Origin of the sequence: Microbacterium sp. EF45047 (assembly GCF_028472845.1) — a bacterium.
In the GTDB taxonomy this organism is placed as follows: domain Bacteria; phylum Actinomycetota; class Actinomycetes; order Actinomycetales; family Microbacteriaceae; genus Microbacterium; species Microbacterium neungamense.
The window spans coordinates 747312-761972 of the sequence record NZ_CP069429.1; the positions used below are offsets into that span (position 1 = coordinate 747312).

15 protein-coding genes and 2 pseudogenes are annotated in these 14661 nt (G+C 68.9%); 8 read left to right on the top strand and 9 right to left on the bottom strand.

What is annotated here, in order from left to right; genetic code table 11:
* The first annotated feature begins 58 nt into the window (after positions 1 to 58).
* Together typA and JRG78_RS03555 are read left to right on the top strand one after the other, a co-directional pair.
* On the top strand, positions 59 to 1972 hold the full coding sequence (gene typA, locus JRG78_RS03550) for a translational GTPase TypA (protein ID WP_259607659.1): 1914 nt from the start codon (positions 59 to 61) through the stop codon (positions 1970 to 1972).
* Between the two features lie 312 nt (positions 1973 to 2284).
* Entirely contained in the window at positions 2285 to 3055 is a 771-nt protein-coding gene (locus tag JRG78_RS03555) for a hypothetical protein (protein WP_272653615.1), read from the top strand.
* Here JRG78_RS03555 and JRG78_RS03560 read toward each other — a convergent pair.
* The gene (locus tag JRG78_RS03560) at positions 2963 to 4231 is read right to left on the bottom strand and encodes an IS110 family transposase (protein WP_239541894.1); all 1269 of its coding nucleotides are present in this window, start codon (positions 4229 to 4231) and stop codon (positions 2963 to 2965) included. The two genes, JRG78_RS03555 and JRG78_RS03560, sit on opposite strands and share 93 nt — an antisense overlap.
* 186 nt (positions 4232 to 4417) lie before the next feature.
* Here JRG78_RS03560 and JRG78_RS03565 point away from each other — a divergent pair.
* Positions 4418 to 4660, top strand: a pseudogene (locus tag JRG78_RS03565) (phospholipase); the annotation flags it as partial.
* Between the two features lie 154 nt (positions 4661 to 4814).
* On the opposite strand, the gene JRG78_RS03570 reads toward JRG78_RS03565, so the two are convergent.
* The 8 genes and pseudogenes from JRG78_RS03570 to JRG78_RS03605 form a co-directional block, all read right to left on the bottom strand.
* Positions 4815 to 5219, bottom strand: a complete 405-nt coding sequence (locus JRG78_RS03570; protein WP_336297703.1) for a cupin domain-containing protein — start codon at positions 5217 to 5219, stop codon at positions 4815 to 4817.
* Positions 5135 to 5410, bottom strand: a complete 276-nt coding sequence (locus tag JRG78_RS12560; protein ID WP_336297704.1) for a helix-turn-helix domain-containing protein — start codon at positions 5408 to 5410, stop codon at positions 5135 to 5137. Before JRG78_RS12560 ends, JRG78_RS03570 begins: the two co-directional genes overlap by 85 nt.
* Before the next feature lie 153 nt (positions 5411 to 5563).
* On the bottom strand, positions 5564 to 6061 hold the full coding sequence (locus JRG78_RS03575; protein ID WP_259607661.1) for a hypothetical protein: 498 nt from the start codon (positions 6059 to 6061) through the stop codon (positions 5564 to 5566).
* A complete protein-coding gene (locus tag JRG78_RS03580) occupies positions 6058 to 6714 on the bottom strand; it encodes a hypothetical protein (RefSeq protein WP_259607662.1) in 657 nt (218 codons plus the stop codon). The genes JRG78_RS03575 and JRG78_RS03580 overlap by 4 nt, the downstream gene beginning before the upstream one ends.
* Before the next feature lie 91 nt (positions 6715 to 6805).
* Positions 6806 to 7670, bottom strand: a pseudogene (locus JRG78_RS12675) (IS5 family transposase).
* A gap of 239 nt (positions 7671 to 7909) precedes the next feature.
* The gene (locus tag JRG78_RS03595; protein WP_272653616.1) at positions 7910 to 9871 is read right to left on the bottom strand and encodes a hypothetical protein; all 1962 of its coding nucleotides are present in this window, start codon (positions 9869 to 9871) and stop codon (positions 7910 to 7912) included.
* A complete protein-coding gene (locus JRG78_RS03600; RefSeq protein WP_259607665.1) occupies positions 9868 to 10197 on the bottom strand; it encodes a helix-turn-helix domain-containing protein in 330 nt (109 codons plus the stop codon). Before JRG78_RS03600 ends, JRG78_RS03595 begins: the two co-directional genes overlap by 4 nt.
* The gene (locus JRG78_RS03605; RefSeq protein ID WP_259607666.1) at positions 10197 to 11300 is read right to left on the bottom strand and encodes a tyrosine-type recombinase/integrase; all 1104 of its coding nucleotides are present in this window, start codon (positions 11298 to 11300) and stop codon (positions 10197 to 10199) included. Before JRG78_RS03605 ends, JRG78_RS03600 begins: the two co-directional genes overlap by 1 nt.
* Before the next feature lie 236 nt (positions 11301 to 11536).
* On the opposite strand from JRG78_RS03605, the gene JRG78_RS03610 reads away from it, so the two are divergent.
* From JRG78_RS03610 to dapC, 5 genes are all read left to right on the top strand, one after another.
* On the top strand, positions 11537 to 12250 hold the full coding sequence (locus JRG78_RS03610) for an AzlC family ABC transporter permease (protein ID WP_442927314.1): 714 nt from the start codon (positions 11537 to 11539) through the stop codon (positions 12248 to 12250).
* Positions 12247 to 12561, top strand: coding sequence for an AzlD domain-containing protein (locus JRG78_RS03615; RefSeq protein WP_272653617.1), 315 nt, complete (start codon positions 12247 to 12249; stop codon positions 12559 to 12561). Before JRG78_RS03610 ends, JRG78_RS03615 begins: the two co-directional genes overlap by 4 nt.
* A 93-nt stretch (positions 12562 to 12654) precedes the next feature.
* Positions 12655 to 13137 (top strand): histidinol dehydrogenase, encoded by a 483-nt coding sequence (locus tag JRG78_RS03620; protein WP_272653618.1) that lies wholly within the window; start codon positions 12655 to 12657, stop codon positions 13135 to 13137.
* A 9-nt stretch (positions 13138 to 13146) separates the two neighbouring features.
* Positions 13147 to 13467, top strand: a complete 321-nt coding sequence (gene fdxA / locus JRG78_RS03625) for a ferredoxin (RefSeq protein ID WP_259607671.1) — start codon at positions 13147 to 13149, stop codon at positions 13465 to 13467.
* On the top strand, positions 13468 to 14574 hold the full coding sequence (gene dapC, locus JRG78_RS03630; protein WP_272653619.1) for a succinyldiaminopimelate transaminase: 1107 nt from the start codon (positions 13468 to 13470) through the stop codon (positions 14572 to 14574).
* Positions 14575 to 14661 lie beyond the last annotated feature (87 nt).

The window sequence follows — 14661 nt, forward strand, 5'->3', positions numbered from 1 at the left end:
CGTTATCCTGGAACGTCGGCATCCCGGCGCATCCCACACCTTCTTAGGACACATCTGCATGGCGCACGCCCTCCGCCCCGACCTCCGAAACGTCGCGATCGTCGCGCACGTCGACCACGGCAAGACGACGCTCGTCGACGCGATGCTGCGGCAGACCGGCTCCTTCGGCGAGCACGCGCACGTCGAAGAGCGCGCGATGGACTCGAACGACCTCGAGCGCGAGAAGGGCATCACGATCCTCGCCAAGAACACGGCGATCACCTACAACGGCCCGCACACCGACGTCCCGGTGACCATCAACGTGGTGGACACCCCCGGTCACGCCGACTTCGGCGGCGAGGTCGAGCGCGCGCTGTCCATGGTGGACGGCGTCGTGCTCCTCGTCGACGCGAGCGAAGGCCCGCTGCCGCAGACCCGGTTCGTGCTGCGCAAGGCGCTCGAGGCCAAGCTGCCGGTGATCCTGCTCGTCAACAAGACCGACCGTCCGGATGCCCGGATCGCCGAGGTCGAGGAGGAGGCGCACGACCTGCTGCTCGGGCTCGCGTCCGACCTCGTCGACGACGTGCCCGACCTCGACGTCGACGCCCTTCTGGACGTCCCGGTCGTCTACGCGTCCGGCCGCGCCGGCGCGGCATCCGCCAATCGCCCCGCGAACGGCGAGCTGCCCGACAACGACGACCTCGAGCCGCTGTTCGAGGCGATCCTGAAGCACGTGCCGGCGCCGTCGTACGACGACGAGGCGCCGCTGCAGGCGTGGGTCACCAACCTCGACTCCTCGCCGTTCCTCGGCCGCCTCGCGCTGCTGCGCATCTTCAACGGCACCCTGAAGAAGGGGCAGACCGTCGCGTGGGTCCGCCACGACGGGTCCACGAGCACCGCCCGCATCACCGAGCTGCTGATGACCAGGGCGCTGGAGCGGTATCCCGCCGAATCCGCCGGCCCCGGCGACATCGTCGCGATCGCCGGTTTCCCGGACATCACGATCGGCGAGACCATCGCCGACCCCGAGGACATCCGGCCGCTGCCCGCCATCACGGTCGACGACCCGGCGATCTCGATGACCATCGGCACGAACACCTCGCCGCTGGCCGGCAAGGTGAAGGGGCACAAGCTCACCGCCCGCATGGTCAAGGACCGCCTGGACCGCGAGCTGATCGGCAACGTGTCGCTCAAGGTGGTCGACATCGGCCGTCCGGATGCCTGGGAGGTGCAGGGCCGCGGCGAGCTCGCCCTGGCCATCCTGGTCGAGAACATGCGCCGTGAGGGCTTCGAGCTCACCGTCGGCAAGCCGCAGGTCGTCACCCGCAAGGGCGAGGACGGCAAGGTGAAGGAGCCGTACGAGCACCTCACGATCGACGCCCCGGAGGAGTACCTCGGCGCGATCACCCAGCTGCTCGCCGCGCGCAAGGGTCGCATGGAGAGCATGACCAACCACGGCACCGGCTGGGTTCGCATGGAGTTCATCGTGCCGTCGCGCGGCCTGATCGGCTTCCGCACCGAGTTCATGTCGGCCACCCGCGGCACCGGCATCGCGAACGCGATCGCGCACGGCTACGACGACTGGGCCGGGCAGATCGTGGCGCGGGCATCCGGGTCCATCGTGGCAGACCGGGCCGGCGTCGCCACCCCGTTCGCGATGATGGCGCTGCAGGAGCGGATGAGCTTCTTCGTGCAGCCCACCGAAGAGGTGTACGAGGGCATGGTCGTCGGCGAGAACACCCGCGCCGACGACATGGACGTGAACATCACCAAGGAGAAGAAGCTCACCAACATGCGCTCCTCCACGGCCGACGAGCTCGAGAAGCTCACCCCGCCGCGGCAGCTGTCGTTGGAGGAGTGCCTCGAGTTCGCGCGCGACGACGAATGCGTCGAGGTGACGCCGGAGAAGGTGCGCATCCGCAAGGTGATCCTGGACCAGACGCTGCGCGCCCGGGAGGCCGCCCGCCAGAAGCGCCAGGACGCCAACGCCTGACCCCCGGGCTCGCGCGTCGACGTTCCGGTTCCCCCGGCGATGGAGGAGCGGCGGGGGGTGAGCGCCGGACGGGGGAGCGGCGGAGGAGCGGCGCGGAGCGGCGGGGCGCGGCGGGGCGGGGCGCGGCGGGGCGCGGCGTTGCAGGCATTCACGGGGAACGTTGACGGGATGCCCAGGCGATGCGCCTGATCCGTCCAGATCCGTCGTGAAGGCTGGAGGCTGCGCCCGGGCGAGCGGTCCCCGATGGATCGCCCTGCACGTCGTTCCGCACGGCAGGACCGGGCCGACGACGACCCGGAAGTCGAATCCTCCATGCCCGAAACCCAGAACACCCGTGCGTCCCGGCGCGCCGCCGCGGCATCCGCCGACGCCACTTCGAACCTCGACACCACTCCGAACCTCGACATCCCCTCCAGTGCCGATCGCTCCCGCCGCACCCATCGCCGTCTCGCCGGGATCGGCGCCGCCGCGGCTGTCGGCATCGCCCTGACCGCCGGCCTGGTGCAGGCGCCGTCCGCCATCGCCGCCCTCACCTCCGCGCCCTCTGAGGCGCAGCTGCGCAAGGGCGCGGCCGTCGCCCAGGACGCCGGCATCGTCCTCACCAACGCGCAGGCTCTCAACAACGTCGTCGTGGCATCCGGCCTCGACGTGCCGGCCGCGCCGGTCGACCTCGCCGAGCTCACCGGCGACGTCAAGGCGCTGCAGTCGGACGACCTCACCGCCGACCGGCTCACCGCCCTGACCGCGAGCGCCGCGAAGGAGACCGACGAGGTCCTCGCGGACACCGAGACCCTCCAGAACGCGCTCACCCAGGCGCGCGAGGCCGAGGCGCAGCGCATCGCGGCCGAGGAGGCGGCCCGGATCGAGGCGGAGCGCGCCGCGGCGGAGGCGGCGGCGCTCGCGTCCGCGAACACCGTCGAGGGCGCCAAGGCCACCGCGCGCGAGATGGCCGCCTCGCAGTACGGCTGGGGGGTGCCCCTATGTCCTCTGTCAAGCGGCGAGGGCGGGTTGGGCTGGTCGCGGTTGGTAGAGGGTGCCGTCGCGGAGCATGGCGTAGAGGACGTCGGAGCGGCGTCGAGCTAGGGCGATGAGGGCCTGGTTGTGGCGTTTGCCTTGGGCGATCTTGCGGTCGTAGTAGGCGCGTGATTCGGGGTCTCGGAGTGCGGCGAACGCGGAGAGGAACATGGTCCGTTTCAGGATCTTGTTCCCGCGCCGGGAGGGATGCTCGCCGCGGATCGAGGTGCCGGATCGTCGGGTCACGGGTGCGAGGCCGGCGTAGGCGGCGAGGTGCCCGGCAGTGGCGAAGGTCTTGGTGGTGACTTCGGTGAGGAGCCGGGCTGCGGTCCTGACGCCGACTCCGGGCATGCTCGTCAGGACCGGTTGAAGAGGGTGAGCGTCGACGATCTTCTCGACCTCGATGGCGATCTCATCACGCTGCCGTCGCAACGCCTGGAGCTGCTCTGCGAGCCTGGGGAGCACCAGCGCGGCGGCGTCGGTGCCGGTCACCACGACGGTCTGCTCGCCGAGCGCGGTCATGATCTCTGCCGCCCAGACACGACCTTTGCGGGGCGCGTTCTTCAGCAGCCGGTTCCCTAGCCGCTTCTCACCCGCAGTCTTCATCGCCGCCGGCGACGGGTAGCGCTGCAGCAGGTCCAGGATCGCGGGGTGATCCAGCCGCGGCCCGAGCACGCGTTCCAGCGCCGGGTGGATTTGGGTGAGCAGACCCCTGATCCGGTTGGAGACCTGGACGATCTGACCGGCGAGGTCGTCGTCGAACCCGCAGAGCATGCTCAGCTCCGCGACCTTCTCGTCGGCGACCTGGATCGACCGGAGCGTGTGCGGCATGGTGCGGGCCGTTTCGGCGATGATCGCCGCGTCTCTCGCGTCGGTCTTCGCCTCACCGGGATGCAGATCCGCGATGCGCCGCATCGCCAACCCCGGCAGGTAACCAACGAGAGCACCTGCGGCTTGCGCGACCGCGACCGGGAGTGCACCGATCGTCGCGGGTTGATCTACGACCAGCAGCACCACGCCATGCGAGGCGAGCTGGTCGATCACCGCCCGCAATTGGCGCTCGTCGTTCGGGAGTGCTCGGTCGAATAGTCGCTTGGCTTCCCGGTCGAGCGCGACCGCGTGATGCTCGCCCTTGCCGACGTCGAGCCCAACGAACACGTCGACCTCGTCGTATCTGTCGATGCTGGTGACCACTTCGTCCTCCGCTTCACTCGTGACGGCGTCCGCGGCGGCGCGTCTCGGCATCCACGTTACGAACGGCCTCGAGCATGCTCGGGTCCAGCCCCTATCAGCGATCACACACCGCCAACCAGGCCCGGTGACAACACCCCCCGGATCATCGAGGACAGGGGGCAGCAATCATGCCGGGCCCGGCAGGCCGTCACCGCCCAGCATGGCCGCCGAACGGGTCACGAAGAAAGTAACGAGGGCGAGTTCTCCTGCCTCGAGTCGCTGTGGAACAAGGAGTCCGGCTGGAACTACCAGGCCTACAACGACTCCAGCGGCGCGACCGGCATCCCGCAGGCCCTCCCCGGCAGCAAGATGGCCTCGGCCGGCGCGGATTGGCAGACGAACGCCGCCACCCAGATCGCCTGGGGCCTCGGCTACATCGACGCCGTGTACGGCAGCCCGTGCGCGGCGTGGGGCCACTCGCAGGCCACGAACTGGTACTGAGCACGCGGCGGCGCCGTGAGGCGCGCCGCGTCGGGTGCCGGGAAGGCGCCCGGATGCCGTGCGACGCCCGGTCCGGATGCCGGGAAGGCCCACGGATGCCGGGAAGGCACACTCGCTCTCGCCAGCGGGCCGGGCCTTCCCGGCATCCGGTGTCTCAGCGCAGCTCGGACAGCAGCACCGCGCTCGTCCCGGGCTCCAGCGCCTCGAACACGTGCGCGGCGTCGCCCGGATAGGACATGTAGTCGCCCGGATGCAGGACCTCGGGGGCCTCGGCGGGACCCAGCCGCGCCGAGCCGCTGAGGAGCACCACGTGCTCGGTGGTGCCGCGATGGTGGGGGAGCGATCGCCGCGCCTCGCCGGGCTCCGCCTGGATGATGTAGATGTCCCGCCGCGCTCCGGGAGGGCAGGCCGACAGCAGGGTCGCCACGTACGGGGCGGCGGCCGACGGGATGCCGGCGTGCTCGTCCGCCCGGATCAGCCGTGACGGACTCGACTGCTCCTCCACGAGCGTCGCGAACGGCACGCCGAGCGCGTCGCCGAGGGCCCACAGCGTCTCCACGCTGGGATTGCCCGATCCGCTCTCAGCTGCGACACCGTCGCTTTGGAGACGCCGGCGCGCCGGGCGAGCTCGGACACGGAGATCCCGTGCGCCTCGCGCTCGCGGCGCAGCGACCGGGCGATGCGTGCGCGAAGGTCTGCCATCCGTCCCTCACCTTCGTTCGACTTGACGGCGGTCCGCCAGGTGTTCATGATACCGGTGTAAGTGCATTATCCGGGTGAGAACTATCCCGAGGCTTCCGAGCGACTGACGCGCTCTGGCGGCTCGCCAACATGCAGGGTTGTGACATGCGGCGGTCGCGCGTCAGATGGCCGCAGGCGGTTCCGGTGGAGGTATTCTCAGGTCTATACGCGGAGAGCCTCGAGCACGTCGGTGACTGTGTCCGCCGGCGGGTGATCTGCACGGAGATCGAACTCTGCAACAGCCGTCCGACGTGCGTCGTAGGCCTCGATCTTCGCGATCGTTCCTTCACGCCAGATCCGGGTGAACACGACTGTGGGATTCATGACGGCTCCTTCGGGGGCGAGGAGCCCGAAGTTGTATAGAGTCTCTGCCCACCAGTAGTTCGCTGTCTGCTCCGGGGGCTCCCACTCCGCGGCCTGGTTGGCGGTGATCTTGCGACCTAGTGCCTTGGAAGCTGCGGACGCGATCACGTTCCGATCTGCTGAGGCCGGAGTGGTGAATACCTCACCGCCGATGAGGGTGAACTCGAGCGTGTCCGGGCCGAGCAGGATCTGCCGGATGAGACCATCGTGCGGGCGGAGGTTCTCCAAGGTGGAAGCTTCCCGGATGGCGTCGCGCCAGAGCGCGGCGTCAGCGGGGTCTCGGTCTGTCCTGGTCATTGGTTCAGCGCGTTCTTCACGAAATCGGGGCATTTGCCGTCGATGCCCTCGCAGTAGGCGGTCACCACTCCGTACTTGTCACCCTGATATGAACGGAAATCCACGATGGTGCGCACCCAGACCGTACGAACGACCTTGCAGTTGTTCCCCCAGAAGTCGCACTTGACCTCGTTGGCGGCCAGTCGGTAGCGCCATGATGTGCCGCCGTCGGGGGTTCGTGTTGTAGCTTTCTGGGTGACTACGCGTGGTGTGCGGTATGTCAGGTTGTGCTTGTTGAGGATCTTGTCGTACGGCTGGGACCGCAGCACAACTTGCCGACCACCGAAGTCATTCCACCGGAAGAGTACGTTGTTGGTCGCGGCTGCTCGCGCGGTGGGCGCGGGCTCAGCCTGAACTGTCGGCGCGCTTGAGGCTGTACCGGGGGTCACCTCGATCCCGAGCTGAGCGAGCTCTTCGTCTGAAACAATCGAGCCGACACCGTCTCCGACGTCACCGAGAACCGAGAATATGACGCCCTCATCAGTTTCGGCGGTCGGGTTAGCCGACGTATCGAACCCGGATGCGGTCGCAGGGGTAGCGGTCGCTAAGGTGAATGCTGCAGCGATCGCGAAGAAGGAGAGCACAGTCCTGCTGGTGGCCTTCGTCAGATGCATTGACAATGCTACCTTCCACGAGTTGAAGTCGATTCTGCCATCGGGCGACAGCAGAAGAACTCTCTGATTAGGGTATCACTAGGCCGTGTTGCTAAATCCATTGCAAGGCGGCGGAGAGGCAGAGCCCTGCCGCGTATGACCGGGCGGTCTTGTCGTAGCGGGAAGCGAGTCCGCGCCACTGCTTCACGAAGTTGAAGCACCGCTCGACGACGTTGCGGCCCTTGTAGCGCTCCCGTTGCTCATCGCCGAAGTCGATCGGACGGCCCGGCCGCTTGCGGCGGTGCGCGATCTGGTCGTCGCGTTCGGGGATCGTGGCCTTGACGCCGCGCTCGCGCAGCCAGGCCCGGTTCTTCTTCGACGGGTAGCCCTTGTCCGCGAGCACCCGGTCCGGTCTCGTGCGCGCGGGCCCTCGGCCGGGGATGTGGATCTCGTCGAGTACGCAGGTGAACATGCTCGTGTCTGCGACCTGCCCGCCGGTGAGGACGAACGCCAGCGCCCGGGCCTTCCCGTCGCAGACGAGATGGATCTTCGTCGTCAAACCACCCCGTGACCGGCCGATCGCGTGGTCAGGAGGCTCTGGCCCGGACTTCTTGTAGTTCGACGGATCCCCCTGTGACCCGGGGCAAGGTCGCGCCATGCTGATGGACACGCGCGATCGAGGAATCCACCGACACGACCCAGTCGATCTCACCCTGAAGCGACGCCCGCTTCTGCACGTGGGTGAGCAGGTCCTCCCAGACGCCGTCGCTCGCCCACCGGCGGAAGTTCTTGTAGATCGTGTTCCAGCTCCCGAACCGGTCGGGCAGGTCTCGCCACGCCGATCCCGTGCGGAACCGCCACGCGGTCGCCTCGACCACCGTGCGCCGATCCACCGGAGGACGGCCCCGTGTCCTCACCGGCGGGAACACGTCCCGGATCAGCTCCCAGACCTCGTCCGTGATGACATCTCGCGACACGCCTCAAGAATCACCCAAAGGCCCCGAACCAGCATTTAGCAACACGGCCTAAGTAAGTGAGCCCGTCGAGGGAGCGGGCGGGGAAGCCTGACGTCGGCCTGAGCTTGAAGAGCAGCCCCATCGAGAGCGCAGTGGCTGGCCACGCCAGAGCATATGTACAGTTGACCGTTCATGTGAACCGCCGCAGGTTCACTGCCGCTGTCGCGCGGGGAGGGAACTGTCAGTTCAGCGGTGGTGGCCTATCGACTGCTGTTTTCTCGCAGCGCCGGGTAGTCGCCGCGGGTGCTACCTGAGAGGCGGGCGTAGTTCTCGAAGGTGGCGACGCTGAAATCGAGTATGTCTGCGAGGACTTTGGCGGGGACGGCTCCGGCGAGCCGGAACCGGGCGGCGTTCTGTAGCGCGGAGATGCTGGTGCCGACAGGGCGCAGGCGTAGTGAAAGGTATTGCGGGTCGAGAGGCTGCCCAGGGAGACGGCCAGGGAACAGCCATGCGTCATCGTCTGCGTCGGGTCGGAGGTCGAGTTGCTCCCGGGCGAGCAGGGTGATCGGCGCGGGCAACGTGAGCGGACGGTCTCCGATGCGGAGGTCGAGGCCGTCGTTCTCGTCGCGGAGCTGGCGGCGATGCAGCGCGAGCGTCTTGGTTGCGGGCAGTCCGTAGACCGCGATCAGCAGCGCCGCAAGGCGCGCATCGAGCGCGATACCGCGATCCGTGGCGAGGGTGCGGATGACGTTTTCAAGGTGTGCCTCGGACGTGCTGATCGCGGGTTCTCGGCGCGGAAGCGTGGAGATGTCGAGGTCGGGTGTGATGTCGCGTTCGGCGGCCCAGGTGAGGAACTGTGGGAGCCATCGTCGTGCGGTGTGGAGGGTGATGAACTCCTCGATCTGTGCCTGAGTGAGAGCGCGCAGGGGGGTCTGTTGTTCCTCAGCCCAGGTGAGGAAGGTGACGAGGCCCCGCAGCGATGCTTTGACGTGCCGAGCTGCGCCGATAGCGATGTCGCCTTCGGCATCTCGGCTGGCTCGGCGTAGCAGCACCCATCGGGTGTAGGTGCGCAGCATCTGGTGGTGATCGGTGGCGGCTCCGCCGATGGTCTGCGTGGCCCAGGCCATCAGCTGCCGCGTGGCCGCCGCGTCGCGCGGTAGGGCACCGGCGTCGAGGAGGAGCGTGCGCAGGTAGATCAACGGCTTGCCCGGCCGCGGGGCGTCGAGGATCGACTCGACCGGCACCCGCCCAGAGGCGATGTCGCGGAGAACGTCGGTGCTCGGCCCCATGCGCAACCACTTGATGACCTGTGCTGGGCGAGGCTGGACGAGCAGGTAGTCGCGCAGTGCCCGCATCGGAGGAAGGAAGGCCCCGTCCGGGCCGGCGAGGATGTCGTTGCAGCGGTCGCTGAGAACGCACTTCCCGCAGAGGCGACCGTAGTTGTGTTCTTCGCTCCCGCAGCGGCGGCAGGCGTAGCGGGCGGGCTGCCCCGCGCATCCCGCGCAGCATGGGCGGTCGTCGTCACTGAGGAACGCGAGGATGCGTTTCTCGCCGCACCCGGGGCAAGGGGCGGCGTTGCGCAAGATGCGGTTGTGGCAGGCGAAGCAGTGCGGGCCGTGCAGGATGGTCGCGGCGATCTTCTTTTGTTGCCCGCACGAGACGCAACGCCGCAGTCGCCGGGGATAGCAGTTCAGGCAGACTCTTCTCCCGTCGATGCGCCCGACAGTGGTAACGATCTTCCCGCAGTTCTCGCACGCGAACGTCGGCATGCCGTCCGTTCCGCAGGGCTGGCAGACGCGCTGCCCATCGGCGTTGGTGGCGGTGAGCTTCTTCATCCGCAAGCACTGGGGGCACTCGCCACGCGATCGGCTCTGCGCGCAGCGGAAGCACTCGCGCTGTCCTTGCTCGTTGCGCTTCTTGACGACCTTCCGGGTGCGACACGTCGGGCAGAGCGGGAGCCGGACACCCGTCACGCCTTCGCGTGCGAGATTCGCAAGAAAAACCTGGACGATGACGGTGGTCTCAGCGTGCACGTCAGCGGGATCGAACTCTTCGCTCGACAGCAGGCGGAGCACTCCGTTCCGTCGCGACGGTGCGATGATCCGCTCTGCCGCGTCGACTATGGCCTGTTCCAGCGCGGTCACGCCTTTGTTGGCCTGCGCCGCCGCGACGCGCAGCCCGAAAGCCCCGTCCGGCTGCGGGGTGCCGCGTGGGATCGTCACGGCTTCGGTCGCTGGATGCGCGCGGGGACGGGGCGCAGGTCACCGATGTCCTCGATCCTCCCGCTCGTGCCCGTCGCCTCCACCGACCGCACGGCAGCTTGATCGAGGACGAGCAGGTCGCTGGGCGTGCAGTCCAGGATCGTGCAGAGCGCGGCAAGGACCTCGACGTTGAGACGTTGCGGGGCCTGCGTCACCAGCCGGAAGACCTGCTCGCGGGAGAGCGCGACGCCTTCGGCTTTCAACGGTTCGAGGAGGTCGGTGGTCTTGAACATGCCGCGCTCGGCCATCAGCGTTCGCAGCCGCCAGGTGATCGTCTTCGTTGTCATCAGGTGCTTCCTTCCGGGAAGTAGAACTTGTCGATCGCCGCAGCCAGGACACGATTGCGGTAGTCATCGGTCACCGAGGTGTAGATCGCCGTCGTCGAGGCGTAGGCGTGACCGACTTGGGTCTGCACGAACTGCTCCGCGTAACCGAGCTCGATCAGATGCGTCACGTAGGAGTGGCGCAGGCTGTGCAGGGTCAACGCGCCGGGCAGCCCGGCCTCGTCGCGCAGCTGTGCGAACCGGCGGTCGAGGTAGCGGTCACCGACGCGCGTGCCGCGCTCGGTCGGCCATAGTCCCGGATGGTTGCCGGGGTTGAACTTCTCCCGAACCTGCTCGACGTAGACGCGCAGCCCGTCGATGGCCCAGTCGAACTCCGGTAGCGACAGTACCGAGCGACGCTTGGGGATCGAGCCTTTCGAGGACTTCCCGTGCCGCACGTGTAGCAGCCCGAACCGGCCCCATTGCGGTGTCTTCGCGTTCGTGCGCAGATCGACCACATCCAGACCCAGCGCCTCGCGGCGGCGTAGCCCCCACGCGTAGATCGTCTTCAGCAACTGCGCGTCCCGCAGCGCGGCCAGCGCGCCCTTGCGGCCCTGCTGTCGCAGCGTCTCCACTCGGGCGTCCGCGACGGCGAACAGTGCCTCCAGCTCGTCATAGTCCAGCGGGCGACGGCCCGGCGTGCCCTCGAAATCGACGGTGTGCGCGACCGTGTTCCACTCGAAGCATACCTGTGTCGGCACCGACCCGAACCGAGACCGGCACTCCGCGACCCAGCCGTAGCGCTGGTCGGTGATGAAGTCGCAGAACGCGCGCAACGTCAGGTGATAGATCCGCACTGTCGACCGCGCCAACGGGCGTGGGCCGCTGAACAGGCTCGTCGTAAAGTCCTCGACGTCACCCGGCAGCCACTCCCACGGGTATGAGTCCGCGAACCGCTGGAACCGCTCCACCTGCCAGCGGCGCATCTGAATAGTCTGCGTCGCCAGGCCACGGCTCGTCTGCTGGCGGGAAAACCCATCGAGCATTCCGCTGAACACGGCCGCGTCCTCATGCAACGGCACGACGCCCGGCTGCCGAAGCAGCAGCACCTCCGCATCATCACTCACCCCATCATTATTGCATCTAATGCAACGTTATGATGGGTGACATGGCTCACAACGCGGATCGCGCCCTTGCGAAACCGCCCGGAATCGTGGGGCCGAGCACCCATCCGGGGGCATCGGCGCTCCCCCACTCCAGGGCTACGCTGACAAGCAGGCGCGATCATGGCGACCCGAAGGCGCGGAAACACGCGGAATCGCGGGATGTTGCATCAGCTCGAAAAGTTCTCGGTTTCATAGTCATGCGTTCAGTGAAGCGAACGGTCGACACGACCGATCCCCGGCGCGAGGTCTGGCGGGAGGGCCTCGGGGTCGCGATCGCCACGAGCGCGTACGGCATCTCCTTCGGCGCGCTCGCCGTGGCATCCGGACTCGACGTCTGGCAGACCTGCGTGCTCAGCCTGCTCATGTTCACCGGCGGCTCGCAGTTCGCGTTCGTCGGCGTCTTCGCCGCCGGCGGCGTCGCTGCGCTGCCCGCCGCGATCGCGTCCGCCGGGCTGCTCGGCGTGCGCAACCTCGCATACGGGATGCGGATGTCGCCGGTGATCGGATCCGGCTTCCGCCGTCGCGCCGCGGCCACGCACTTCACCATCGACGAATCCACCGCGGTCGCCATCTCACAGGACGATCCGCGTCTCGCCCGGCTCGGCTTCTGGGTCACCGGGATCGGGATCTTCCTCGGCTGGAACGCCACGACGCTCGTCGGCGCGCTGCTCGGCGACATCCTCGGGGACCCGCGGCAGTGGGGGCTGGATGCCGCGGCGGCCGCCGCCTTCCTGGCGCTGCTCTGGCCGCGGCTGCGCCGGCGTCAGGCGGTCGTCGTCGGCGTCGCGGCGGCGGTGGTCGCGGCGAGCCTCACCCCGGCGCTGATGCCCGGCCTTCCCGTGCTGGTCGCGGCGCTCGTGGCGATCGTCGTCGGCTGGTTCGACTGGTTCGGACGGGAGGCGGTCGCATGAGCGTCTGGAGCGCCGTGCTGCTCGCCGCGTGCATCTGCATGGCGCTGAAGGCCGCCGGCTACCTGGTCCCGGCCACGGTGATGGAGGCGCCGAGGCCCGCGCGCATCTCGGATTTCCTCACGGTCGCACTGCTCGCGGCCCTGGTCGCCGTGCAGAGCCTCGGCGACGGGCAGGCGATCGTCGTCGACGCGCGGGTCCCGGCGGTACTCGTCGCGGCCGGGCTGCTCTGGATGCGCCAGTCCTTCCTCGTCGTCGTGATCGCGGCGGCCGCGGTGGCGGCGCTCCTGCGCCTGCTCGGCTGGGCGACGTAAACCGGCGGGGCGACGTGAGCCGGCGGGGCGATGCGAGCCGGCCGGGCGATGCGAGCCGGCCGGGCGATGCGAGCCGGCCGGTAGGCTGACGGGGTGCGCTCTGTGATCTCCCGTGGTCTGTCCTGGCTGGCGGCCGCGCTGATCGGCGGCGTCTACGGCATCGCCGCGACCATCGCGCACAGCTTCCTGTGGGGGGCGATCCCGGTGGGCCTGATCCTCGGCGCGATCGCCTGCGCCTCGCTGCTGATCGCGCTGCGGGCGCTCACCGGCGACCGGTGGGCCGCACTCGCGGCCGGCTTCGGCATGATGGCGCTCATCCTCGTGATCTCGCAGCGCGGCCCGGGCGGATCCGTCGTCGTCCCGAACACCCCGCTCGGCAACATCTGGACCTACCTCGTCGCCGGCATCGTCGTGCTCGTCGTGGCCTGGCCCGATCTCTCGCGCCTGCGGGCTTCCGCGCCGACGGCTCATACGCAGCGCCCGGCGCCGCACGAACCCCCGGCATCCGTGCACCGGCGGCCCCCGGCATCCTCCCCGCCGGCCGGGCGGGAACCGCCGTCCCCGCACGGGTCGTAGACTGGGACCGTGACGTATGTGATCGCCCTTCCCTGCGTCGATGTGAAGGATCGTGCCTGCATCGACGAGTGCCCCGTCGACTGCATCTACGAGGGGGAGCGCTCGCTGTACATCCACCCCGACGAGTGCGTGGACTGCGGCGCCTGCGAGCCGGTCTGCCCGGTGGAGGCGATCTACTACGAGGACGACCTGCCCGAGGAGTGGCAGGACTACTACAAGGCGAACGTGGAGTTCTTCGAGGAGATCGGGTCTCCCGGTGGCGCTGCGAAGGTCGGCGTCATCCACCACGACCACCCGATCATCGCCGCCCTGCCCCCGCAGGGGGAGTAGGTGGGGGTCCGCGAGCTCGCCGACTACCCCTGGGACGCCGTCGCTCCGTACCGTGAGCGCGCCGCGCAGCATCCGGCCGGGCTGATCGACCTCTCCATCGGCTCTCCGGTGGACCCGACGCCGGAGGTCATCCGTCGTGCGCTCGCCGAAGCCACCGACGCGCACTCCTACCCGCAGACGGTCGGCACCGCTGCGCTACGGCAGGCGATCGTCGACTGGTACGCGCGACGCCGCGGCGTGCCCGGCCTGACACCCGCGAACGTGCTGCCGACCATCGGCTCGAAGGAGCTCGTCGCGCTGCTGCCCACCCTCCTCGGCCTCGGACCGGGCGACATCGTCGTGCATCCACGCGTCGCCTACCCGACCTACGAGGTGGGCGCGACCGTCGCGGGCGCCACGGCCGTGGCATCTGACGGCCCGGCCGAGTGGCCCGAGGGCGCGAAGCTCATCTGGATCAACACGCCGGGCAACCCCGACGGACGCACCTGGACCGTGCCGGAGCTGGCATCCGCCGTCGCCCGCGCCCGCGAGCTGGGTGCGGTGCTCGCCAGCGACGAGTGCTACGCCGAGCTCGGCTGGGAAGGGCCGTGGGCGACCGAGCCGGTGCCGTCGGTGCTCGACCCGCGCGTCACCGGCGGCACGCGCCAGGGCCTGCTCAGCGTGTACTCGCTGAGCAAGCAGTCGAACCTCGCCGGGTACCGGGCCGCGTTCCTGGCCGGATGCTCCGCGATCGTCGCCGACCTGCTGCGCGCACGCAAGCATCTCGGCCTGATGCCGCCGGGGCCCGTGCAGCACGCGATGACCGTCGCGCTCGGCGACGACGAACACGTCGCCGCGCAGAAGGCGCTGTACCGCCGTCGCCGCGACGTGCTCAAGCCCGCGCTGGAGGCGGCGGGCTTCCGGATCGACGGTTCGGAGGCGGGGCTGTACCTGTGGGCCACCGAGGACCGCGACGCGTGGGAGTCGATGGGGCGGCTCGCGGATGCCGGCATCCTCGCCGGGCCGGGCCACTTCTACGGTGCGCACTCCGGCGACCACGTGCGGCTCGCGCTCACCGCGCCGCTGCCCGCGGTGGAGGAAGCAGCGCGCCGACTGACCGGATTGTAGATTCTCTCATGTGACCGCGCCATCTCTTGGCGGATGTCACAGTAGGCCACGGTCGCGGCTAGGCTGTACGAGCGATGCAGTCGACAT